The sequence below is a fragment of the Paenibacillus sp. EZ-K15 genome (genome assembly GCF_002573715.1).
In the GTDB taxonomy this organism is placed as follows: Bacteria; Bacillota; Bacilli; order Paenibacillales; family Paenibacillaceae; genus Paenibacillus_AQ.
The window spans coordinates 1-23,059 of sequence record NZ_PDHM01000004.1 but is presented as its reverse complement, the minus strand read 5'-3'; the positions used below and the strand labels follow the sequence as shown (position 1 = coordinate 23,059).

The window sequence follows — 23,059 nt, the reverse complement described above, 5'->3', positions numbered from 1 at the left end:
GCGAGCTGCGTTTGCTTGTTTTTTTGGATGTGACATTGGATTGGTTTCGCCGCCGTTACTTCACGATATCTTGCCAATGCGGGGGGAGCTCATATGTCTCCAGATGTTTGTATTCCACCAGCTTGACCATACCGCCGGGAATCGTCGGAGCCACCTCAAATACAAGCCGGTCCTTTCCCACCGTAATATGGGGACCGACCGTTGGGCTGGCCTCAAGCGTAATGATGAAATGAAAACCGCGAAATCCGTTCACCCTCTTCACTCCGGTCACATCCACAAAGTATGGATAGACAAGCGGTTGCTCCTCCAACGTATGGATGTAATGACTGCGAACCGCTTTATCGATATGAGGAAGCAGAAATAGCATGAGCATATCCTGATATTGCAGCTGTGCACTATCCTTCTTCGGTGAAGAATAGGCCCCCTCGGCATAGGACGGCAGCGGTAAACCCATAACCGTAACAACGGCAAGAATTAGGCTGATGAAGCGTTTGTGCATAGTTCTCTCTCGCCTCCTGCTGCAGCTCTTTATTTTTAGGCTACCCCAACCGATAGGATTGATGTAACACCCACGAAACGAACGTGGCCGCGATATAGATTAATCAGGGGACGTGCGATATGATAGGTGGAAGGAACGATATCGTATCGGCATAAACCTTCCTTATCACATTCATCGTGTTCCATGATACGGGGAGGATAACCATCAATATGAAAAAAAGGATTATGATCATGTCAGCAGCTATCATCGCACTACTGGTTGTCATTATTATCGCAGCAAGCTTCTACTTCTATAACGTCGCTATTGCCCGCGCCGACAAGGGTTTTCTGAACGGCAACCCGGACCTGGAAGCCAACTCGAATATCGACAACCCCTTTGCCAACAGCAAGGAATGGTGGGCTCAGCAGAGCTTAGAGGAATGGAACCTTACTTCAGACGACGGTCTGAAGCTGCATGCTTACTATTTACCTGCCAAGGTATCAACGGGTAAAACCGTCATCATTGCCCACGGCTACTCCGGTCATTCGGAGCTGATGAGCGAATTCGCCCAATGGTACCATGAGGATCTGGGTTATAACGTGCTTCTACCCGACGCCCGAGGTCACGGACGAAGCGAGGGCGATTACATCGGCTTCGGCTGGCCGGAGCGCAAGGATTATCTGAAATGGATTGATCAAGTCATTGGGCATACAGGCGAAGCTGCTCAAGTCGTACTTCATGGCGTATCCATGGGCGGTGCAACGGTCATGATGACCAGCGGCGAAGAGCTTCCCCCCCAGGTAAAAGCCATTATCGAGGACTGCGGGTATACCTCGGTCACGGATGAGCTGACCTATCAGCTAAAGCGCATGTATAAGCTTCCGTCCTTCCCGCTGGTTCAATCCACAAGTCTGTTGACCAAGATCCGCGCCGGATACTCCTTCGGCGAAGCATCCGCTCTGGAGCAGGTCAAGAAATCCAAGACCCCGATGCTGTTCATTCATGGCGGCGGCGATTTGTTCGTACCTACCGAGATGGTGTATGAGCTGTACGAGAATGGTCCGGAGCAAAAGAAGCTGTTCATCGTCCCCGAAGCAGGTCACGGCATGGCGCGCCAGTTCGATCCCGAGGGATATGACCGCGAAGTAACAGAGTTTATTGGCACGTACGTGCAATAAAATGGAAGAAGGTTAAAAGAGCAGTCCTTGTGGACTGCTCTTTTTGGTGAGGAATTGTGTTAGGTGAAAGTGTTCTTTTTGATAAAATAAACTTTAGTTAGACTGAAGCAGCTCATTCACCATACGAATTCCCTCAGCATGCTCCGGGTCCAGTTCAACCGATTTTCGATAATGCTTCAGCGCAAGCGCGCGTTCACCCGCAAGCAGATACATCTCTCCAAGACTATCATGGATGTTCGAGGATTCCGGGAATATCTGCACGGACAGCTCGAGCAGCCGGATTCCCTCTTGAATCCATCCGCCCCGCATCAGCGTATACGCACCTGCATTGAATTCGCCTTCAAGCACCAGGAAGCGTTCCGGGCACGACTGCTGAATCTCGTTATACTCCCTGACCGCCGCATCTACCCCAGACCTGATCGTAAGCTGTGATAAGTGATGGGCGAGTGATCTTTGTACATAAAGAACGTCATCCCCCAGCAAAACATCCAGAATTGCTAAACTGAGTATTTTGCCTCCAACATGATCGGCATTCATCATGAATACGATGCCCATTCCTTCATCTGGCAGCAGCATCAAGTTGCTGCGAAACCCGATATCCCGCCCCATATGGGACATGACACGGTGCCCTCGATATAACCCCATAAACCACCCTAGGCCGAAGTCCTCCAGACCATCACCATAATCAGTTGAAGTCACACTGCACCACATCTCACTGTAGCTGCTAGCTTCGAGAATCGATTTCCTTGCTCCCCGAGTCGTACTGCTCCCACTTAAATGAGCCAATGCATAGTTGCACATATCCACCACATTGGAGTAAAGAGTTGAACTTGGCGCATGGGCACGATGGTATGGGAATATGCTGCTGAATTCAGCTCCATAGCCTCCCTGAAGCCCGAGCACATGGGGGCTTGCCGGAGGGTAATCTGTTGCCTCTTCTCTTAGAAAAGTGCTATTTAACATGGAAGCAGGCTTCAGCAGCTTCTGTTTCATATATTGTTCAAACGGAAGGCCCGTGGCCTTCGCTATCACGTCGCCTAATATTTCGTAGCCGATGTTACTGTAATCGAAAGCCTGACCCGGCTCCCTTTGCAACTTGTAATCCTTCAAACTCCTTACATATCGCTCCAGGCTTTCCTCATCATATTCAGGACGGTCCCATGCAAAGTCACTTTCATCCGGCAGTCCCGATGTATGGCTTAAAAGCTGGCGTATCGTTAAATCCCGGGCTCGGCCATCCATCATTTCAAAATAAGGCAAATAATCGGACACCCATCCGTCAAGCCTGATGATGCCCTCCTCAGCAAGCTGCATAATACCGGTGGCAACCAACGTTTTGGAGACCGAGGCCATATGAAACAGAGTATGCTCCGTAACGGCTTCGCCACTCCGTATACGGGTTACCCCGAATCCCTTGGCATAGATCATCTGGTGATCATATACCACGCCAACGGCCAAGCCGGGTAACGGTTCATCTTGGATAAACTGGGGTAATATCCGATCTAAATTCTCTACAATCCGCTGTATCTCGCTCATTGTATCCTCCCATGGGTATGATATGAAATTATCAAACAGCATGAACATGCAATACAATGCGTTATACCAACGGTTTCACGTCCCTTCAAAAGCATCTGAATACATCTTACTTCATTTCTCTTTGCTTAATCTGGTAATAGTTAACTATAGCTGAACACTACCAAGGAGAACCAGAAGCAAACGGTGCCGGTGTCAGCCTCGTTAAACGTGATGTATGTGCATGTGATTTTTGCATGTATAGCCATGGTAGGCAGCGCGATGAACTTCTCCAATACGATGTGGCAAATGTTCCTGATTTCACTGGTTGAACGGCTGTGTCTACATCGTTTCCGTCATGCTGGTTGTGTTTCTGATAGCCGATATTGTGGTGCGTAGCGTGCTAGAGATTCTGCAGAGGTGACGATGCAGCTGTAAGCAGAAAGTCTTCCCTCCAAACAGCGAAGAAGCCGCGTGCGAACGCGGCTTCTTCATATGCAACCTTCCTAGCGCTGAACCCCCGGTCTTTGTCCCTCCACCAGCATGTCGTTAATTCTCTCAATTAACTGCGGCAGCTCATTCATCGTCCGAATCGTAAAGTCCGCCCCATGCTGGATAAATGTCTGTTCGGTTTTCGAGATCGCAGCTTCCCGGTCCGATTCTGACAGGGCATGATACTCTTCTGAACTCAGGCCCATTTCCGAGCTGCCGATGACAACGCCAACCGACCATACACCTGCGTTCACGCCTTCCTTCACGTCCGAGACGGTATCCCCCACCTTAACCACTTTCCAGGATGCCGATAACCGGAGAGACTCCATATTCCGATAAATCATGAACGGATAAGGTCTTCCTTGGGAGTGTGTATCATCCGGTGTGAAATAGACATCCGGGCTGTAGCCCTTTTGCCGGGCATTGGCAACCACAACCTCCATCATGTTACTTGTATAACCTGTCGTAGAACCAATCTTCAAGCCTTGACCCTTCAATGCTTCAACCGTCTCAATAACACCCGGAATCGGGTCCGTGTACTCGGATAAAGAAGCCATCAACGCCGGCTCGAATTCTGCATACAGCCGTTCCACGTCCTGCTCATCGAAGGCTCTTCCGTACTTCGCTTCCCATAGCGCCGACACTCTCGGCATGGATAGCATGGCACGAATATGATCGATCTTCAGCATCCCCATCGGTGCTCTTGCTTCAGCCATCGTCACTTCAATGCCCGCATTCTTAAAAATATCGACAAACACGTTCACCGGTGCAAAGCATCCAAAATCCACAGCCGTTCCGGCCCAGTCCAATATAACGCCTTCGATTCGATTCATTGTGCCATCACTCCCCTATACTCTTCGATGATATGACATAATTGCTCGATATCCTGCTCATAGATTTCTCCGATATTCCCAATTCGGAAGGTATCCACGTCGGTCAGCTTGCCCGGATATATCACATAGCCTCTTTCTTTAATATAAGCGTAAAAGTGTTCGAAGCTAAACCCTTCACTCGGGAATAAGAATGTCGTGATGATCGGAGATTGCTTGTCATCAGTAATATAAGACTGGATGCCGATCTGCGCCAATCTCTCACGCAGCAGGCGATTGTTATTCTGGTAACGGCTGAATCTCTCCGATACACCGCCTTCTTCGTTCAGCTCATCCAACGCTTTTGAGAAGGCGGCCACAACATGGGTCGGCGAAGTATATCTCCATTTTCCGTCCTGATCCATGCCTTTCCACTGATCATACAAATCGAGCGCCAAGCTGCGCGCAATCCCTTCGCAGGCTGCAAGCTTGTCCAGCTTGGCGATGACGAATCCAAACCCCGGAATGCCCTGGATGCATTTATTCGCACTGCTGATGAGATAATCGATGCCAAGTCCCTGAACATCGATTTCCATACCGCCAAAGCTGCTCATTGCGTCGATAATGAGGGTCTTTCCATATTCTCTGGACAACGTCGAGACCATCTCCAGCGGATTCAGAATCCCGGTTGTCGTCTCGCAATGTACCATAGCGATATGCGTAATACCTTCATCCTTATGCAGTATAGCTCGCAGTTCATCCTCGCTTGGATGTTCATCGTAATTCACTTGGTACTCCTCATAATTCAATCCAATATACTTTGCCATTTTGACGATCCGCTCACCATAGGCGCCGTTCGTTACAATCAGCACTCTATCGTCATTCGATATGGTGGATGTCATCACCGCTTCGACGGCAAACGTGCCGCTTCCCTGCATCAGCACCGCTGTGTATTGTGCCGCATCCACCCCGGCGAGTGCCAGGAGCTGCGATCTGATTTTTTGCGTAATCGATTTATACTCATCATCCCATGTACAGCGGTCAAAGAGCATCTCCTCTTTCACCGTCTTGGTTGTCGTCAAAGGTCCTGGTGTCAAAAGCTTATAGGTATTCATTTCGCATCGCTCCTATGCTGGCTTATTCTTTAGATCCGTTGAAGAATTTCTGGTGCTTTTCCAGCAGCTCCACGGTCAGCGGCTTCTCGAAGGTCATCGAGTACGCAGGTTTGTTGACTTCATCCACGGTCTCCCCCTCGTATAGGGCCACCGGATAGTTCACGATCAGGTCTTTTCTGGCATCCTTCACGATGGTCTCGGCCATTTTCATCGCTAAATCCGTTGTGGCATTCTTCTTGTCCACCACCGCAACCGACTCGGTCAGCGAGAAGTTTCCTTCGACCGGATCCACGTAATCTATCGGTGCACCGTCAGCTTTGGCCGCTACCGCCTGATGGCGGAGTCCGAAGCCCGCAGCCACTTCTCCAGCCTGCACTTTCTTGATCGGACCGGAGCCCGAGCTCTCCAGATGCGGCCCCACATTAGCGATCAGGTCATGGAGCACCTTACGTCCCGCATCTTCGCCGTATTGGTTGATAATCGCCTGAACCAGCAGCCAACCGGTGGAGGAATCCATAATGTTCGGAATCGATACGAGTCCGCTGAATTCCGGTTTGGTCAGGTCCGTGATGGAGGTTGGCATTGGCAAGCCTTTGTCTTTCAGCACTTGTGTATTCACGAAGATAGAGCCGGTATTCGCCAGAATCGGCGTGTAGTATTTCGGATAAGTTCCGACAGCGCCTGCGTCAAAAGCCAAATCCTTAAACATGGAGTGCTTGGTCTGCGAGCTTTCGATAAAGTACGAGCTCATCGTGATGAGATCAGCCTCGATTTTGTTCCCCTCAGCCATCAGTTTGCCGCCAAGTTCGGATGTACCCAGGGATTGCACGAGATACTGTCCTTCGTATCCGGCATTCTTCAATGAAGTTTCCATTGCGGCGACGGCCTCTTCATCCCCATTGGTGTAGATGACCACCTTCTTCGCTTCCCCCGCGCTTCCGCTGCCGCAAGCGGCCAGAGCCAACACCATACTGATTGCGATCAATGACAGCAGCATTCCCTTAAGCGTCTTCATCATGATTAACTCCACTCCTTGTATTTTTATTTGTATTAATAAATAAGTTACTGTGCTTGATGCCCGCTGCAATACTGTATTGTACCTCCGATCGCTGTTGTCTTCAGATTTCTTCTGATTGGTATGAATCAGTTGTAGAAATCCGCAGACAAAGGCGAACGCATTCGCTTCCCCAGTACAATACGTCCTCTCCGCTGGGTGTCATCGTAAGATGTTGGCAGCCACTCTATTCATTCGAGGACAACAGCGATCGGAAATACGATCCGGCATCGCAGCGGACTTAGGCGTAAATAGCAGCTCACCTCTGCGCCGTTCTCCTCTGTAATGCGTCGCACACCAGCTTGATGATCAGATTCGTGAAGAAGATCAGCATCGACAGCACGAAGATCTCGTTAAACTTGGCGAAATGCTGCAGCTCTTTGATCTTGCTGGCTACAAGGGACGTCTGGGCGGATACGAGAAAGATAATACCGCTGATCGTCACCATGGCGTTGATGAAATAGTAGCTGAACATCTCAATGACGGTTGAAGCCGAGTTTGGCAGGATCACCCGATAAACGGTCTTGAACCAGCTGTCACCGAGCAGTTCCCCCGTGGTTTCCCAAGAAGGATTCATCTTGGACAGGGAGTTCTTGGCCATCAGATACGGTGTCGTAAAGAAATGAACAATATTGCACAGAACGATAATAATGAAGGTTCCTTTCAGACTGCTTCCATTAAAGAAGAGCAGGTAGGATATCCCCAGCACCATGCCAGGCACCGTATTCGTGATCATCGATACCATATCCACCGTGGATCGGGCTTTTAACGACGTACGCACATTGAGCAATGCCGATCCGTACGCCATCAAGGTACCGAACAGCGCCGTCAAGAAGGCGACCCAGAGAGAGTTTCGGTATACCCCCGTTAAATCACTCGATTGAAAGACGTCCCGTACATGCTTAAGCGTAAACGTCAGGTCATAAGGGTAACTGCTCAGCCATGGCGCAATGAACATCACGGCAAAAACGGAAAGCATGCCAAGCACGATGATCGATGACATCACACCGAAGGCGATATCGCGAACGCGCTGCCGTGGCAGCTCGATATCCGACAGCTTGTCATAGTGGAAATTCCATTTTTCCAAGTAATTCAGCAGCCAGATGCCGAACACGGCAGGGATCAGCATCATCACCGCAATGACGGCGCCTTGGTTGAAGTCCGGAATGGAGCCCAGCATTACCTGATACAGCTGCGTTGCCACGACCGGATAGGTACCGCCAACCGAAGCCGGAATCCCAAAATCCGTAAAGCTTAAGATAAAGGAAAGCACAAAGGCTCCGCCAAGCGCTCCGGCCAAGGGACGCAAAATCGTATTCAGGAAACTTCTCATCGTTCCGTCACCCATTAACTTGGAGACGATGATGAATTTTTTATCAATATATTTAAACGCGTTATGGATCAACAGGAATACTGGAGGCAGCGTGTAAATGACGTAGCCTATGAGCAGACCGTTCCATCCGTAGATTTCAAACAAGTTGCGCCCGGCAAGCCGGGTGATCAATCCCTGATTACCGAACGAATACATAATGGCGAACCCATATGTAATGGTCGGGAGCAGCATGGGGATGATGATGACGGTTTTCAGCAGGCCTTTGACGGGCCGATATATTTTGGTGCAATGAATGGAATACGCGAGTATAAACCCCAGGACGGTTGTGATTACCGCCGTGATGCCCGATATCTTCACACTGTTGCCAATCGCTGCGATGAATTCTCGATTCGACCCTATGGATACATAATGCCCGAGGGTAAACCCTTGATCGGATTCGAAGGAACGGACCAGTAAGATGAGCAGCGGCAAGAACAGAAACACGGCGAACAATAACAGGATGACGGTAAAGATGATCCGCATTTCCGGTTTCACGTTATGCATACTGCTCACCGAACAGATTGTAGATGTTCTGCCTTTTGATGTGCAGCTGCTTGATAATAAACTGCTTCACAAAATCATTGCTCGGATGATGAACAATCTCCTGGGGTGTGCCGAATTGGGCGATCTGCCCCTGATGGATAATCAGGATTTTGTCCGAGAGCGTCAGCGCCTCCTCCGGGTCATGCGTCACAATAATCGTGGTCAGTTTGAATTCTCTGGCAATCGATTGAATCCGCTGCTTGATCGACTCCTTGATCACGCCGTCCAGCGCGCTGAGCGGCTCATCGAGCAGCAGGATTTTCGGTTTCGTGACCAGCGTTCTGGCCAGGGCCACTCTCTGCTTCTGCCCTCCTGACAGTTCCCCGATCCGCTTGTTCACATGAGGCTGAAGCTCCAGAAAGTCGATATATTCCTGTACCTCCTGCTGACTCACGCTCCCCTTCTTGTTGCGCAGGCCGTATACGATATTGTCGTAGGCATTCAGATTGGGAAATAAGGCATAGTCCTGAAAAACGATATTAAACCCGCGCTTCTTCATCGGTACGTTGCTCAGATCTTGGTCATGGAACACGATTTTCCCCTGATCCATCCGGGTGAGTCCCAAAATAATATTCAGTAATGTGGTCTTCCCGCTGCCGCTCGGACCGAGCAGTGACACGATTTCGCCCGAACCGATTTCTACGTTGATGTCATCCAAAACCACTTTATCGTCGAATTGTTTGCTAATATGCTCTAGCTTCAGCAAACGGCTCACCTCCTTTAAACACATCCTCAGTATAGAAACCATATGTAAACAAGAATCATGGAAACTGTTAAATGTAAGTAAATTATGCATATATCATTCATATATCAATACCAACTATTGACCATATTGATCCATAATTGATGCCTAACTTAGGAATAATATAGGTGAATCTATTGAACATGGCCGGGCGAATCGGTAAACTAGACATGAATACAGGCATCAACTACTAATGCAGATTGAATGGGTGAGCGAATGTTTCCACTGGAGAGGCAGAAGAAAATACTTGAGCTGCTAACGATTCGAAAAGTATTGAAGATCACGGAGCTAACGGAAGAGCTGAACGTCTCTGTAGATACGCTGCGCCGGGATTTGAACACCCTGACCAAGCAGGGGCGGATCGAGAAGATATATGGCGGGGTTAAGCTCGTGGAGTCCCGGTTCGGCGAATCCTCCATGGACGAGCGCATGGTCAGCCAGTTGGAAGAGAAGGATCGGATCGCCCGCAAATGCAGCGAATTCATTCATGACGGCGATTGCATCTATATCGACAGCGGCTCGACCACATATCAGATGGCCAAATACGTGAAGCATAAGAAGAAGTTGACGGTCGTTACCAACTCGCTGCCGGTTGCGATCGAACTGATGGACAGCGACGTGGAACTGATTATGATCGGCGGCAAAATCCGTAGGGAAGAACAATCCGTCGTAGCGTATGAATACATCTTCAACTTTCACGAGCTGAATGTGCTGAAAGCCTTCATCTGCTGCAGCGGCATTACGATTGAAAAAGGCATCTCCGACTACAACCTGGAAGAAGCCATTACGCGCAAAAAAATGATCGAGCTGTCCAAAGAGGTGGTTGTCATGGCGGACAGCACCAAGTTCGACAAAGACGTCACCATTTCCATCGCATCGCTCGACAAAATTGATATGATCGTGACCGATGCGAATGTCCATGCAAGCTTCATTCCAAAATTCAAAAAAACCAATACCACGCTAGTGATTGCGGATGAATAGAACACAGAAAAAACGGGCATTCCCCATCGCCGGAACTTCAGCGATTAGGGGAATGTCCGTTTTTAATTTCACACAGCTATACAGAAGTTTTAGCTTATATTTGCCAAGCCCTTACGGATCTCTTGCACCAGTATCATTTTCTCTTCTTCAGTAATCACATCGACGCTCAGCACCGCGGATCGGCCCATCGTGTAAGCGGTTGTACATTAGAATGGAAGCCCATATAATGAATGGTGAAATGAAAATCAGGATATTTTTTCTAATTATGTTAGACACCATGCAAGTAGAGGAGGAATAAAGGTTATGAACGTTGGATCAGCACGCGCAGCGGCGACGGATTGGGTATTGCAGCATGCCAGCAGGGAGCCTGGATTTATGGGTGCCTATTTTAGTGGCTCCACGGTTGGAAAGCCGGATGAAGCAGAGATGGCTCCGTCCTCGGACATTGACATCGTTGTTGTTACCCAGGATGCGGAGCCCCCTCTTAAGCTGGGGAAATTTATCTACCAGGATGCTTTGATCGAAGCCACCTACCTGTCCTGGCGGGACCTCGCCTCGCCCGAGCAGGTATTAACATCCTATCATCTTGCGGGCAGCTTCCGTGTGGATACCCTGATGTCCGATCCGACCGGGCAGCTGCGCAAGCTGCAGACGGAGGTTTCGCGTCATTTTGCCGACCGGATATGGGTTGCCCGCCGCTGTGAGAACGTACGCGAACGTATCATAACCGGACTTCGCTCCATAGATCCTTCTGCCCCTTGGCATCGCCAGGTTACCTCATGGCTGTTCCCTACCGGCGTAACCACCCATATGCTCCTGGTCGCCGCTCTTCGCAACCCCACGGTCAGGCTCCGTTATGCGGCGGTTCTCGATGTGCTCAAGGAGTATGACCAAGAGGAAATCTATGAGGAACTGTTACGACTGCTGGGCTGTAAAGACATGAGTGCCGAACAAGCGCTCCATCATCTTAATGGACTGGCCCGCACCTTCGATGCCGCTGCTGCGATTGCGAAGACCCCCTTCTTCTTCAGCAGTGACATTACGCCCGATGCCAGACCGATTGCCATTGACGGCAGCCGCGAGCTGATCCTAAACGGAAGCCATAGAGAGGCCGTCTTCTGGATGGTGGCCACCTTCGCTCGCTGCCACAACATACTGGAAGTCGACGGGACTCCTGAGTTTCAAGAGCAGTATGCCCCTGCTTTTGATGCCATCCTTGCGGATCTCGGCATAACGTCCACCGATGACCTACTGCAGCGGGCCGACGAGGTTCTTCGGTTCCTGCCAAAACTGTGGAGCGTCACGGAAGGTATTCTGGATGCCAATCCGAATGTAACAGGCGGGCAAGAATCGACCTCATAACTCCTCATTTTATATAGAAAAAGACCACGTCAGGATTATTCCTTGGCGTGGTCTTTGTATTAGCGGCCTTTCGGTTATAGAGGCAGATAAAATCGGTGCTCCTCTTGGTCTTTGGCAAAGCCAACCGAGTGATAGAGTGACAACGCCGTTTCATTGGCTGCCTTCACATGAAGCTTTACCGAGGCGGATCCATGAGCCTGAAGATAGGACATGGCACGGTAGAGCAGATATTTGGCGATTCCCCGTTGTCTCCACGGTTCTCTCACAAACACATCTTCAATCACGCCGACGTTCCCCTCTTCCAGCCATACCATAGTACTGCCGATTATCGTGTCCCCTTCCAGGACATTCGTCGCAGTCCAGCTTAGATGCCCTTTGTATTCCCGTAATCGTCCAAGCCCCAGCGGCGCTTCCGGCCAAACCTCAGCCTCGAGCTTTAGATACATCTCTTCCTCTTCCGCAGATTCCATCTTCCACAATCGATAGCCATAGCGATCATCTAACGGCAAGGCATGTAAAGGCTCCTCAAGTGACCGCTTCATGGAATACAGCTTCTCCAGCGGCTGAAATCCGATTTCCTCTGTAAAGAAAGTGTTGTTGCCGATCTCATGGGCATAGTTGCCCACGCACAAATACGTCCCGTATGTCTCTGGCAGCGTCCTCTTTAACACAAGGGCACGTTCATAGAGCACCTTATACATTTCACCTAACAGATCATAATCCCGCTCCCGCTGCGGTACAGCCTTGAGGTTCACATAAATGTGATGCTTGCAGTTAGGCGCACATCCCGGCGGGATCACGTTAATAATGCCCACTTGTCCCTTGGCCACCATCTTCCCATCTTCAATAGCACAGAACACGTTGCCCCAATTGTCCTGGTCACCTACCCACCAAAACAGTGCATCTGCTGCGGATACCGCCTGATACAGCTCCCCTATCAGAGGCATATCGCCCTGCTTAAAATTCCGTATGATTCTTTCACCCAAATGAATGTCACCAACCTTTGCGTTCATTGTAAGACGACCCGGGATGATAAACATAGATAAAAAACAACTATAGACAAACAAATCGCTTATTCATGTATTGATTCCCTTAATATGGGTTTACAGTGTTTGTATTACGCAATATAATAATTACGTAATGACATAATATCGATAAAGTGAGGTTGATGATTCCCCATGACACGTGATCTGGTTTATGAGATGGATGTCTTAAAGAATCAAATGTCGGAGCTGCAGCAGCTTGTCTATCAAGCCCTTATGGAACGCAAACCTGGTTCCACATCAAATCAACATCGCCAAGAAATCGCAACAGCACCTACGATACATGAAGCAGCCCCTGAAGACGGCTCCGTCTTCTACTCCGGGCAAGTGCAGCTGAACGGACAAAACATCCGCTGGGAGCCGCAGGAACGGCGAATGGATCAATTGTTGGACATGAATACCGAGAAGGCTGCCAAAATCCTCGCAGCACTGGGCAACAAGCAGCGCCTGGATATTTTAAAGGCCGTCATGGCAGAGCCCCTATCCGGTTCCGAGCTGGTAGAACGGTTGAATATGGGAACGACGGGTCAGCTGTATCACCATCTCAAGGCGCTGCTCGGAGCGGATCTCCTTGTGCAGGAGCAGGGCGGCCGATACGCTCTTCCTAAGCATCGGAGCCTGCCGTTCCTGTTGCTGCTCTCTGCCGCAGGCGATTTGCTCGATACAAGCGATTACCTGGAGATGACCGAAACCCGCAACAATCCGGGGATGTATTTTGGGACCTCGCACGGCTTCGATATTCATCAACTGCTTTGGGCCGTAGTAGAAAATTCAATATTGGAGCACACGAGCGGGTATGGCGATCAGATTGGCATATTCCTGCATGAAGATGGCAGCGTGACGGTTACCGATAACGGGAGAGGCATTCCCGTGCAGGCCCTTCCGAATTCCAACATCCCAGTCGTACAATCGGTACTAACCGATGTCCACCGGTTGAATGCCAGCGCACACTTTCTGGTCCCCGGCGCAGAAAAAGGCATCAGCATCGCCGTAGTCAATGCCCTCTCCAAGCAGCTGACCGTGGAAATTCGCCGTGACGGGAACATATACCGGCAGGAGTACAGGCACGGCATTCCGCAGACCGGGCTTCTGATTGTCGGCATGACTCAGGATACAGGTACCAGCGTGACATTCAAGCCTGAGCCGGAATTATTCAGCTCTGCCTTTGAATTTGACCGCATCATGGAGCGCAAGAGCTCCATTGCCGCGGACTATCCGGATCTCACCCTAACGATCCGCTGTACCGCTGAATAAATGAACCGTGGCTGAAGCAACGGTCTTAGAACGATCCCGGTCCGGGTGGTAGAGACGCACGGTGTGGGGTCCGGGCATATGCTTGGATGGCTGTCGACCGAACACATGTCTGGTGCTATACTGAGCTTGAACGAACGCTAATCGAGGTGATATAGAATGCTGGAACGTTCTATGGAGAATGTAATGGAATCAGAACAAGAAAGGGGATGGTGCGATTAAATAAAAAATGAAACGAGGACGATACACATGAGCATACAGAATACGGTAATGAGCGAAGGATTTGCATTAAATGTTTCCATTCGTGGAAACGGCAGGCCTATTTTGGTGGTGGGAAGCAGTATGTACTACCCCCGCTTGTTTTCGGAACAACTCTACACTTCATTTCAACTGATTTTCCTGGACCATCGAGGCTTTGTGAAGCCCCCTCGGCCACTGGAGCCGGAAGACTATGCGCTGGATAAGGTTCTGGATGATATCGAAGCGGCAAGGCAAACGCTGGAACTGGAGGATTTTATTATATTGGGGCATTCGGGCCACGCCTTTATGGCGCTAGAGTATGCCAAGAAATACCCGGAACATGTCCGGAAGGTGGTCCTGCTGAACACGGCCCCGACCAACAGCCCAGAGCGACAGCAGCAGAGCATCGCTTTTTTCAATGAAACGGCAAGCGCAGAACGGAAACGGCAGTTTGAAGCGGATATCGCCCTGCTGGCGGGGGACATCCAGAGAGAGCCGGAACGTCGTTTTGCTCATATGTGCATCCGAATGGGAGCGCACAGCTTCTATGACTATGCTTATGATGCGGCTTGGATGTGGGAAGGGGTCTTCACCAGCATGCCCGTCATGGATCATTTATGGGGAGAAGCCTTCGCGCGGCTCAATCTGATCGATTCGTTGAAAGAGGTTGCCAAGCCCGTCCTCATCGGTCTTGGACAGTACGACTATTTGGTCAGTCCCGTATCACTCTGGGATGCTGTAGACGACTCGCAGGAACACGTGAAGAAGGTCATTTTTGAAAAAAGCGGCCATAATCCGATGTTCGAAGAGCCTGAGCTTTTTGATGCCATATTAACGGATTGGATTCATGAAACGGATAACTAATCCGGTGAAGATACAACGTATGCCTTTACTGTAATGAAGAGGAGCCCTCAGCATTCCGCTGGGGGCTCCTTTTACGTCTACTTGCGTATTAACCGGTAAACTCTCGCTTCATACGGCTTCAGTTTCACTGAGCTTGACAAAATACCTGAATATCAATGCACACGCCTTCGAGTGCATTTGCCGAACAACCGGACAAAGGATCCGTTCTTTGCTGATATCGAGCTATTTTTGAGATCATGCAGATACATGCTGCCTTAATGTAACATCATCACGGATTAATTCCCAAATGACGACGATACAAGCGTCTTGATTCATTGGAATGATTCCATTTCGTGAAGATAAAGAAGGCTTCTTATTATATAACGATTCCGGCAAGAGGCAACGTTACTTCCGTTGCGTATGGGCATCCAAGCGTCGGCAATAACGACTTTAACCAAGCCGAACGGAGCGGTATTGGGATGGAGAGATGCCTTCCCGTTTACGGAAAGCGCGCGAGAAATTATTCTCGTCAACAAATCCAACCTGCTCGACGATTTCTTTAATGGATAGCGGCGTTGTTTCGAGCAGCTCCTTTGCTTTTTCAATCCGGATTTTCGAGACATATTGCATTAAAGGCAATCCGTTCTTGTTCTTGAAGTAGCGCGTTACGTAAGACGGAGTCAGCGAGAGCTCTTCGGCAATGGTCGAAAGACTGAGATTGCAGTCCATATACAAACGGGCCACGTACTCCAGCATGGACGTATACAATCGATCATGACTGGAATCCTCCCCTAAGCTGTCTTGAATGCTGCGGGCGGCTTCAAACATATTGCCGCAAGCCTCGTCGATCGTCTTCGACTGGTATTCGGTAAGAGCATCCAGCTTGTATTTAATGGCTTCACGATGCGAAAGCGGGATGTTATTGACAAGCTGGTTCAAGGTGAAGATCATTTGCTGGTACGTCAAGCGGAAGGCTGATGCATCTTCCAGAAACGTGAACCGTGCTTTAAGCTCGACGATTTGCCGCTCCAGGTTCTCAGGATCTTTGGAGCAGACTGCAGCATGAAGCGCATCCGCCAGCAGCGAAATTTGCCGCACGTCGCCCGAGCCTGCAGCAGCCTCACTCGCGATTTTCGGAGCGGCTGCCGAAGGCGTAATAATCGATTTTTTGCCGGCAAAAATCCGATATTCCGAAAGTAAAGTAGCCGAATTAAACGATTGATGCAGTTCATTGGTTGGCTGCGGCTCGCCAACGGCACAGGACAAGGAAAGCGCGAAATGCCTTTCCATGAACGCCAAAATCTGCTCGGCAAACGCTCGGCTATGCTCCTCCCAGCGGTCTGTTTCGCCGGTATTCCACGAGACGATACCAACAATACCGTTGTCGATAGCCAAATCAAGCGCATAATTGGCACCATGATCGCCCGATAAGTTCTCAAAAACGTTGCAGATGGCATACTTCATCAACCATTGCTCGCTTAGCGGATCTTTGCTTACTTTTACATTGTAATCGTCAAACATAAACATCAGGACATTGCTTGTATTTTGTTTGCCAAGCAGCTTATCCAACGCATTCCGATTGGTCTCGGACGTATTATCCACATTCAACTTCCCCATCAGTACAGCTAGCAGCAGCTGGTTTCTTGTCAAAATTTCCTGATTTTGCATCATGTGGGACAAATGCAGGCTTTCATCTCTCATCTGCTCGATATATTGCGTTAACCGGATCAGCTCATCCTGCTCGGTAACCTCGGCTTTATCCGTAAACCCGGAAATACGGTTCGATAACTCCTGGATCGGCTGATAGCTTTTAAAAGCCGAACGGAAGCAAAGCACCACGCCAAGAACAAGCGAGAACAGGAATATGCCCAAGGAAATCGTGAGGGCGGCATAATACTCTTGGTTGTAGGTACTGCGCTGAATCGCGTTAATGACATGGAACTGTTGTTTTTCGGACGTTTCCTGCAGGAGTAGATAACCTGGAATGCGCATCTTGGCGTCATTGATGGCAAGGGCAAGCTTCCTCCAATCCATGTCGCTATGACCTTTTAAATAGAAAATCGGTGTCCCTTTACGGTCAAAAGCGATCAAACTGCTTTCGTTATCGGTTATTTGCCCGAAATTATTCAATAAAGCGGAATAGTCCAATTTATAAATCATCACCCCGCTGGAATAAGACGTACCATTGAGCGGAATCAACAATAGAAGAACCTCTTCCTTGCCCGGTTCTTCACTCGTTTGGGTCAGTGAGGAAATAAACACGGGCTCCTTCAGCTTATCCAGTACTTCGTATAATTGCTCTGACGCTATTCGGTTATGGCCGATTAAGCGAACATAGCTTTCTGGGGTATACATCCCCGTATCCGTAAAAATTGTGTTCTCCAGCGATGGATAGGAGGATTGACGATAGTACAAGCCTATCGAATCGAGATTTGCTGAAGGCGCTTTCAAATTTGCGAGCTCATTCGCAATAGAATACGGATAAGCCACCTGCTCTTGTAATTGATAAGGGAGCAGCCTTGTATTTCGCGATACGGACAAGGTAAGCATCTGCAAATCGAATATACGGGCATCGAGCAGTTCGGTCATGTGCGCCATCGATTTCTGCGTATTGTCCATAAGCCGATTATAGGTGTTCGATAAAGAAATGATATTGGTCAATAAGAATAGAAGACCAGATACGGCCAATATGAGAAGGTACCGGAACAAAAATTTACGATACAGCTTGGACTGGATTGCTTTGCGCACCATCGTCACATCCTTGATGATTTAGGTCTATAGCGTATTTCGAGTATACGGATTTCATATAAGCTTATCAATTCTTCTTCGCCAAAAAGCAAAAATTGACTGGGTGCTGAAAGATTTGCAGGGTGTTTTTATCGCTCAAATCGCAATTTTAGCGTGCAAAAGCCGATATCCGCTTGTTGTTGCGAGCCGCATATTCACTTATCATCGAGCCATACGAAAGTGTTTCAGGCGCCGAACCGCTTTCGGTCACGAAGAAGGAGGCCCGTAAAATGGCTGCTACAGATAAGACTGCCACCTTTTCCGAATCACGGAGAAAAAGGTTTGCACTGGGGAAAAATTGGGACTATCTGATCTTCGTTATCCCGGTTGTCCTTTATTTCCTTATTTTTTGCTACGGCCCTATGTACGGGGTTCAGCTATCCTTTAAACGGTTTAATCCGGCCACGGGGATTACCGGCAGCCCTTGGATCGGCATGGATAACTTTACGAGGCTATTTGATTCGTACCAGTTTTCCCGAATTCTCACCAATACGCTGGTCATTAATTTGTTTAAGACGCTGATCAGCTTTCCGATTCCAATCATTCTGGCACTCATGTTTAATGAGATTAAACGCGAACGGTTGAAACGAACGTTTCAGACGATCACCTATGCGCCGTATTTTATATCAACGGTTGTATTTGTCGGCATCATTAATTTATTTCTTGCCGGAGAGAACGGATATATCAACCATCTTCTGAACATGTTCGGTTTCGGTTCGATTCCGTTTCTGACCGATCCGCAATATTTTCCCGGCGTTTACATCGGGACCGACGTGTGGCGGAACGCGGGCTGGAATTCCATTATTTTCATCGCTGCATTGTCCAGTGTAGATCCGCAGCTGCATGGATCTACGCAAATCGACGGGGCCAGCCGTTGGAAACGGATCCTTCATGTAAACTTGCCATGCCTTTTGCCAACCATCGTCATTCAATTTATTTTGCAGATGGGAAAAATGATGACACTCAGCTATGAGCGCATCCTGCTCATGCAAAACAGCTTGAATATCGAGTCGTCCGAGGTTATATCCACGTACGCTTATAAAATGGGTCTGATCAACATGGATTACGGATTTTCCACTGCCGTGGGGCTCTTTAACAATGTCATCAACATCATCCTGCTGCTTGCGGCCAACAAACTCGCCAAAAAATACAGCAGCGGCAGCTTGTTCTAAAGGGAGGAATGACCATGCAGGCTGGTTCCAACAAAATTAAAGAGGCTTATGGAGACCGTTTATTTCTGACGGTTACGTATTCATTAATCGGTATTTTGGTATTAATCATTCTTTATCCGCTTATTCACGTCGTCAGTGCCTCTTTTAGCGATCCCAAGCTGGTCGTAACCGGCAAAATCGGCTTGTTTCCGCAAGGGTTTAATTTAGAGGCTTACCGGCGGGTATTTATGAACGAAGAAATATGGATCGGCTATCGTAATACAATCCTTTACACGGTTATCGGAACGATAGTGAACATTGCGCTGACGATGATGGGAGCTTACCCGTTGGCCCGCAAAAACTTCCCTTGGCGCAGAGGGTTCATGGTCTTTTTCACGATAACGATGTTTTTCAGCGGCGGTATCATTCCGATGTATTTGCTCGTTAAAAATTTGGGCCTGTACAATTCGATGTGGGCGTTGATTTTACCAACCGCCATTAACGTGTACAATATGATCGTCGCCCGGACGTTCATCGAATCGACCATCGACGAGCAGATCTATGAATCGGCCTATATGGACGGCTGCAGCAATATACGGGCATTTTTCTCCATCGTACTGCCTTTATGCGCACCGATCATAGCCGTCCTTGTCCTGTTCTATGCCGTCTATCATTGGAACTCCTATTTTGAGGCGATGATTTATTTGAAAGACCGATCATTATATCCCTTGCAGCTGTTCCTCCGGGAAATTCTGGTTATGAATCAGTCGGATAACGTGATGATGGATTCCATTGAGACCGATTCAAGCAAGTTTCTTGTCGCTGAAGGGGTCAAATACGCCGTTATTATCGTGTCAAGCGTGCCCATTTTAATGCTGTATCCGTTTCTTCAGAAATTTTTTGTCAAAGGCATGATGATCGGCGCTCTTAAAGGCTGAATAATAAAGGAGATGACTACGAATGACCCAGAAAAAATATGTTTTGCTCTTGTCTGCCTTGCTGAGCGTATCGCTGCTCATGATGAGCGCCTGCAGTAATGGCGGGAATAATACAGCGAATCCGGCGCCTGGCGCAAATGAAGGCACAGCCACTATTAATAAAACGGGAATGCCGATTGCCAATGAGCCCGTCCATCTGAAAGGGCTGGTTGCAAAGTACGAGCTGGTCAGGGATTGGAACGAGCATAAGGGGCTGAAGGACTACGAGGCGAAGTCCAATGTCATCATTGATTGGGATTCCGTCCCGCAAAACACCTTCGAAGAGCGGAGAAATTTGCTGTTTGCTTCCAATGACCTGCCGGATTTTGTCATGCGGGCGATGCTGTCGCCGCAATTAATAACTTCTTACGCGGCTTCCGGTCAAATCATCCCGCTCGACGATTACATCGAAGCCGGTTATGCGCCGAACCTCTCGGCGTTGATGGAAGCCAATGACGGGATTCGCAAATCCATTACGTCAGCCGACGGTCATATTTACTCGCTTCCGAATATTAGCGAAGCAGACGGCCGGATTGCATCCTCGTGGATCAATAAGCAATGGCTGGACAAGCTGGGGCTTGCGATGCCAACAACGATGGACGAGTTCTATGAAGTATTGAAAGCGTTCAAAGAGCAAGACCCGAACGGAAACGGCAAAGCGGATGAACTGCCGATTTCCGGTTACAAGGAAAACAATAGCAGCGGCAATGAGTTTTTCAGATCGTTTTACGGCAGCTGGGGTTTCGGCAGCAATTCAGGCATTATCGCGCCTTATATGGATGTTGATGATGCGGGCAAGATTCGTTATATCGCAACAGACGATACGTTTAAGGATATGCTGACCTTCTTCAGCAAGTTGTGGGCGGAAGGGCTGATCGATAAAGAAATTTTCTCGCAGGATATGAACCAGGTGGTCTCCAAGGTCGATGAAGAACGGATTGGTTACGTAGCGAAAGGCAACAACAATCTTTGGATGGGAGACAATCGTGGCCATTACGTGCAAAATCCTGTTTTTAAAGCAATTGATGGGGACGTGTATTGGACAGGTGTCAGCCCGAAGGTTCGGGATATCGGCTCCTTTGTCATTACGAGCAAAAATCCGAATCCTGCAGCGACGCTTCGCTGGGCGGATTATTTCCTTAGTGAGGAAGGGACCGCGCTGGCACGGCTTGGCATCCAGGACGTTACTTACACGATTGATGGAGACGGCTTCTATAAGCTGAAGGATGAATTCGCCAACAATCCTAACGGGCTTACTGTAGATGAGGCGCTTTCGGAGTATACTATTTTTCAAGGCGGCAATATTCCGCAGCGCGTCACGCAAAATGTAGACCAAAGCGCGGCTGTCCTTCCCGAAATGATTGCCAATAAGGATGTCATTCGTCCATTCCTGGTACCGGACGAGAAGCTGATGATACCGAATTTCACGGAAGAAGAAAACATTCAGTTAAGCACATACGCAACAGATATCGAAGCGTTCACAGATGAACAAATCGTTAAATTTATCACGGGCGCAAGACCGATTGATGACTGGGAAAAATTTGTGGAGACGCTCGACAAGATGAAGCTGGATAAATACCTTGCCATCTATCAAGCGGCTTACGACCGTTGGAATCAGCAATAATAGATGAGAAACCGAGGGAAAGGGGACCAAGGCCATGATCTTTTACGGTACAAGCGCAGCTGAAGGAATTCCGAACCCGTTCTGTTCATGTTCTGTTTGCAGCAACGCTCGAACAAAGAGAGGGCGTGAAATTCGCCGCCGTTCCATGCTTCGGCTTGATGAACGGCTCTGCATCGACCTAGGGGCGGACGCCTTTCAGGAAGCAATCGAATACGGCGACTTTACCAAGCTGCAGCATGTGCTGGTGAGTCATACGCACGAGGATCATTTCAATTACATGATGATGAATGTAAGGAATATGTCGATCGAACGCACGACGGAGCCCTTGCACTATTATTTTACCGATCAAGCCTATGACATCGTTGATTTCTATCGGCAAAGCCGGCCGATTATGAAAGGAATGACTTCTGACCTGGAGGCGCGCGACATTGTCGCTTTTCATAAGCTGGAGTTTAATGATAAGGTTACAATCTCCGGCATGGAAGTGACGCCGCTCCGCGGCAATCACTTGGGCAACATGGGTGAGAGCTGCGCGAATTATTTAATTGAACGGCCGGACGGGCAGAAAATTTACTATGGCGTAGACACCGGTTGGTATTTGCCGGAGACGTTCCGGGCCCTGGAGAATGCGTCGCTGGACGTGCTGATTAGCGAATGCACCTTTGGTCTGACGCCTGGGCGCGGACCCCATCCGAATGGGCATCTGGACGCATTCAGCTGCATGGAATTATTTCACACACTGCTTGAACAAGGCACGCTGCATGCCAATTCGCGTATCTACCTGACTCATATCAACCACTTTACCTCCAACCATGCTGAGCTCGTGGATTGGTTTGCAGACCAATCGTTCCCTTGTCCGATTACCGTTGCTTGGGACGGGCTAAGCATATAACAGATCGCTGAAGATAAACCAAGCCCCCCTTCTAAAGGAGAGTTGGCTTGGTTTATATTAGCCGTCGTCTTCATTGGTCTTAGGCGGTACGATATTTGGTCAGTCCCGTATCGCTCTGGGATGCTGTAGAAGGCACGTATGAGAACGTGAAGAAAGTCATTTTTGAAAAGAGCGGCCATAATCCGATGTTCGAAGAGCCTGAGCTTTTTGATGCCATATTAACGGATTGGATTCATGAAACGGGTAACTAATCCGTTGAAGATGAAACGTGCAAACACTATTCTAATAAAGAGGAGCCCGCAGCTTTCCCGCTGGGGCTCCTCTTGCATCTACTTTTTAACCGGTAAACTCTCGCTTCATACGGCTTCAGAGGCATCGTCCGGATGCTCTTCTCGCTGAAAACCGCTCCTTTTTTGAGTCCATGCGGACACAGGATCCGTTATTTGCTGATATTCCATCGTTTTTTAAGCCCATGCGGACACAGAATCCGTTAATGTAACACAATCACGGATTAATCCCGGAATATTTTGCGAATAGCGGATCTCATGCACCTAGAATAAAAAGTGGACACCTCTTAAACTTGTAGTAATAATAAACCTACTAAGACAAACGA

Annotated in this window: 18 protein-coding genes and 1 pseudogene; 10 read left to right on the top strand and 9 right to left on the bottom strand. The window is 48.9% G+C overall.

Translation table 11 applies throughout. The annotated features are described in order from the left end of the window. Nucleotides 1-55: 55 nt before the first annotated feature. Nucleotides 56-499: a DUF3888 domain-containing protein gene (locus CRG97_RS01345; protein ID WP_098741407.1), complete on the bottom strand. Its 444-nt coding sequence runs from the start codon at nucleotides 497-499 to the stop codon at nucleotides 56-58. Nucleotides 500-708: 209 nt separating this feature from the next. Between CRG97_RS01345 and CRG97_RS01340 the strand changes: the two genes are divergently transcribed. Next, nucleotides 709-1,656: an alpha/beta hydrolase gene (locus CRG97_RS01340; RefSeq protein WP_098741406.1), complete on the top strand. Its 948-nt coding sequence runs from the start codon at nucleotides 709-711 to the stop codon at nucleotides 1,654-1,656. Between the two features lie 93 nt (nucleotides 1,657-1,749). Here CRG97_RS01340 and CRG97_RS01335 read toward each other — a convergent pair whose 3' ends face one another. From CRG97_RS01335 to CRG97_RS01310, 6 genes are all read right to left on the bottom strand, one after another. Next, nucleotides 1,750-3,192 (bottom strand): serine hydrolase, encoded by a 1,443-nt coding sequence (locus CRG97_RS01335; RefSeq protein ID WP_161952901.1) that lies wholly within the window; start codon nucleotides 3,190-3,192, stop codon nucleotides 1,750-1,752. A gap of 482 nt (nucleotides 3,193-3,674) precedes the next feature. Beyond that, nucleotides 3,675-4,493 (bottom strand): phosphonoacetaldehyde hydrolase, encoded by an 819-nt coding sequence (phnX, locus tag CRG97_RS01330; protein ID WP_098741404.1) that lies wholly within the window; start codon nucleotides 4,491-4,493, stop codon nucleotides 3,675-3,677. Then, complete coding sequence (gene phnW, locus CRG97_RS01325; protein ID WP_098741403.1) at nucleotides 4,490-5,584, bottom strand: 2-aminoethylphosphonate--pyruvate transaminase; 1,095 nt, start codon at nucleotides 5,582-5,584, stop codon at nucleotides 4,490-4,492. The genes phnX and phnW overlap by 4 nt, the downstream gene beginning before the upstream one ends. A 22-nt stretch (nucleotides 5,585-5,606) precedes the next feature. Beyond that, complete coding sequence (locus CRG97_RS01320) at nucleotides 5,607-6,602, bottom strand: extracellular solute-binding protein (protein ID WP_098741402.1); 996 nt, start codon at nucleotides 6,600-6,602, stop codon at nucleotides 5,607-5,609. Nucleotides 6,603-6,897: 295 nt separating this feature from the next. Then, nucleotides 6,898-8,514: an ABC transporter permease subunit gene (locus CRG97_RS01315; protein WP_098741401.1), complete on the bottom strand. Its 1,617-nt coding sequence runs from the start codon at nucleotides 8,512-8,514 to the stop codon at nucleotides 6,898-6,900. Further along, the gene (locus tag CRG97_RS01310; protein ID WP_098741400.1) at nucleotides 8,507-9,259 is read right to left on the bottom strand and encodes an ABC transporter ATP-binding protein; all 753 of its coding nucleotides are present in this window, start codon (nucleotides 9,257-9,259) and stop codon (nucleotides 8,507-8,509) included. The genes CRG97_RS01315 and CRG97_RS01310 overlap by 8 nt, the downstream gene beginning before the upstream one ends. A 252-nt stretch (nucleotides 9,260-9,511) precedes the next feature. Between CRG97_RS01310 and CRG97_RS01305 the strand changes: the two genes are divergently transcribed. Next, nucleotides 9,512-10,276, top strand: a complete 765-nt coding sequence (locus tag CRG97_RS01305) for a DeoR/GlpR family DNA-binding transcription regulator (RefSeq protein WP_098741399.1) — start codon at nucleotides 9,512-9,514, stop codon at nucleotides 10,274-10,276. Nucleotides 10,277-10,579: 303 nt separating this feature from the next. After that, a complete protein-coding gene (locus CRG97_RS01300; RefSeq protein WP_098741398.1) occupies nucleotides 10,580-11,638 on the top strand; it encodes a hypothetical protein in 1,059 nt (352 codons plus the stop codon). Between the two features lie 74 nt (nucleotides 11,639-11,712). Here CRG97_RS01300 and CRG97_RS01295 read toward each other — a convergent pair whose 3' ends face one another. Then, nucleotides 11,713-12,585: a GNAT family N-acetyltransferase gene (locus CRG97_RS01295; protein ID WP_098741563.1), complete on the bottom strand. Its 873-nt coding sequence runs from the start codon at nucleotides 12,583-12,585 to the stop codon at nucleotides 11,713-11,715. Between the two features lie 231 nt (nucleotides 12,586-12,816). On the opposite strand from CRG97_RS01295, the gene CRG97_RS01290 reads away from it, so the two are divergent. Both CRG97_RS01290 and CRG97_RS01285 read left to right on the top strand, forming a co-directional pair. After that, on the top strand, nucleotides 12,817-13,935 hold the full coding sequence (locus tag CRG97_RS01290; RefSeq protein ID WP_098741397.1) for an ATP-binding protein: 1,119 nt from the start codon (nucleotides 12,817-12,819) through the stop codon (nucleotides 13,933-13,935). 246 nt (nucleotides 13,936-14,181) lie between these two features. Further along, entirely contained in the window at nucleotides 14,182-15,036 is an 855-nt protein-coding gene (locus CRG97_RS01285; protein ID WP_098741396.1) for an alpha/beta fold hydrolase, read from the top strand. Between the two features lie 429 nt (nucleotides 15,037-15,465). On the opposite strand, the gene CRG97_RS01280 is transcribed toward CRG97_RS01285, so the two are convergent. Next, entirely contained in the window at nucleotides 15,466-17,766 is a 2,301-nt protein-coding gene (locus CRG97_RS01280) for a helix-turn-helix transcriptional regulator (protein WP_098741395.1), read from the bottom strand. A 266-nt stretch (nucleotides 17,767-18,032) separates the two neighbouring features. Here CRG97_RS01280 and CRG97_RS01275 point away from each other — a divergent pair, with 266 nt between their 5' ends. The 5 genes and pseudogenes from CRG97_RS01275 to CRG97_RS01255 form a co-directional block, all read left to right on the top strand. Then, nucleotides 18,033-18,974 carry an ABC transporter permease gene (locus CRG97_RS01275; protein WP_098741394.1) on the top strand — a complete coding sequence of 314 codons (942 nt, stop codon included), beginning with the start codon at nucleotides 18,033-18,035 and terminating at the stop codon, nucleotides 18,972-18,974. A 14-nt stretch (nucleotides 18,975-18,988) separates the two neighbouring features. Beyond that, entirely contained in the window at nucleotides 18,989-19,891 is a 903-nt protein-coding gene (locus CRG97_RS01270; protein WP_098741393.1) for a carbohydrate ABC transporter permease, read from the top strand. A 22-nt stretch (nucleotides 19,892-19,913) separates the two neighbouring features. Then, nucleotides 19,914-21,554: an extracellular solute-binding protein gene (locus tag CRG97_RS01265; protein WP_098741392.1), complete on the top strand. Its 1,641-nt coding sequence runs from the start codon at nucleotides 19,914-19,916 to the stop codon at nucleotides 21,552-21,554. A 34-nt stretch (nucleotides 21,555-21,588) separates the two neighbouring features. Next, the gene (locus CRG97_RS01260) at nucleotides 21,589-22,446 is read left to right on the top strand and encodes an MBL fold metallo-hydrolase (RefSeq protein ID WP_098741391.1); all 858 of its coding nucleotides are present in this window, start codon (nucleotides 21,589-21,591) and stop codon (nucleotides 22,444-22,446) included. A gap of 66 nt (nucleotides 22,447-22,512) precedes the next feature. Next, nucleotides 22,513-22,697, top strand: a pseudogene (locus tag CRG97_RS01255) (alpha/beta fold hydrolase); the annotation flags it as partial. Between the last annotated feature and the right edge of the window lie 362 nt (nucleotides 22,698-23,059).

Bases quoted from the DNA above. Each gene is read 5' to 3' on its own strand.
- CRG97_RS01345 (WP_098741407.1), bottom strand. From the start codon at position 499: ATGCACAAACGCTTCATCAGCCTAATTCTTGCCGTTGTTACGGTTATG.
- CRG97_RS01340 (WP_098741406.1), top strand. From the start codon at position 709: ATGAAAAAAAGGATTATGATCATGTCAGCAGCTATCATCGCACTACTG.
- CRG97_RS01335 (WP_161952901.1), bottom strand. From the start codon at position 3,192: ATGAGCGAGATACAGCGGATTGTAGAGAATTTAGATCGGATATTACCC.
- phnX (WP_098741404.1), bottom strand. From the start codon at position 4,493: ATGAATCGAATCGAAGGCGTTATATTGGACTGGGCCGGAACGGCTGTG.
- phnW (WP_098741403.1), bottom strand. From the start codon at position 5,584: ATGAATACCTATAAGCTTTTGACACCAGGACCTTTGACGACAACCAAG.
- CRG97_RS01320 (WP_098741402.1), bottom strand. From the start codon at position 6,602: ATGATGAAGACGCTTAAGGGAATGCTGCTGTCATTGATCGCAATCAGT.
- CRG97_RS01315 (WP_098741401.1), bottom strand. From the start codon at position 8,514: ATGCATAACGTGAAACCGGAAATGCGGATCATCTTTACCGTCATCCTG.
- CRG97_RS01305 (WP_098741399.1), top strand. From the start codon at position 9,512: ATGTTTCCACTGGAGAGGCAGAAGAAAATACTTGAGCTGCTAACGATT.
- CRG97_RS01300 (WP_098741398.1), top strand. From the start codon at position 10,580: ATGAACGTTGGATCAGCACGCGCAGCGGCGACGGATTGGGTATTGCAG.
- CRG97_RS01295 (WP_098741563.1), bottom strand. From the start codon at position 12,585: ATGCCTCTGATAGGGGAGCTGTATCAGGCGGTATCCGCAGCAGATGCA.
- CRG97_RS01290 (WP_098741397.1), top strand. From the start codon at position 12,817: ATGACACGTGATCTGGTTTATGAGATGGATGTCTTAAAGAATCAAATG.
- CRG97_RS01285 (WP_098741396.1), top strand. From the start codon at position 14,182: ATGAGCATACAGAATACGGTAATGAGCGAAGGATTTGCATTAAATGTT.
- CRG97_RS01280 (WP_098741395.1), bottom strand. From the start codon at position 17,766: ATGGTGCGCAAAGCAATCCAGTCCAAGCTGTATCGTAAATTTTTGTTC.
- CRG97_RS01275 (WP_098741394.1), top strand. From the start codon at position 18,033: ATGGCTGCTACAGATAAGACTGCCACCTTTTCCGAATCACGGAGAAAA.
- CRG97_RS01270 (WP_098741393.1), top strand. From the start codon at position 18,989: ATGCAGGCTGGTTCCAACAAAATTAAAGAGGCTTATGGAGACCGTTTA.
- CRG97_RS01265 (WP_098741392.1), top strand. From the start codon at position 19,914: ATGACCCAGAAAAAATATGTTTTGCTCTTGTCTGCCTTGCTGAGCGTA.
- CRG97_RS01260 (WP_098741391.1), top strand. From the start codon at position 21,589: ATGATCTTTTACGGTACAAGCGCAGCTGAAGGAATTCCGAACCCGTTC.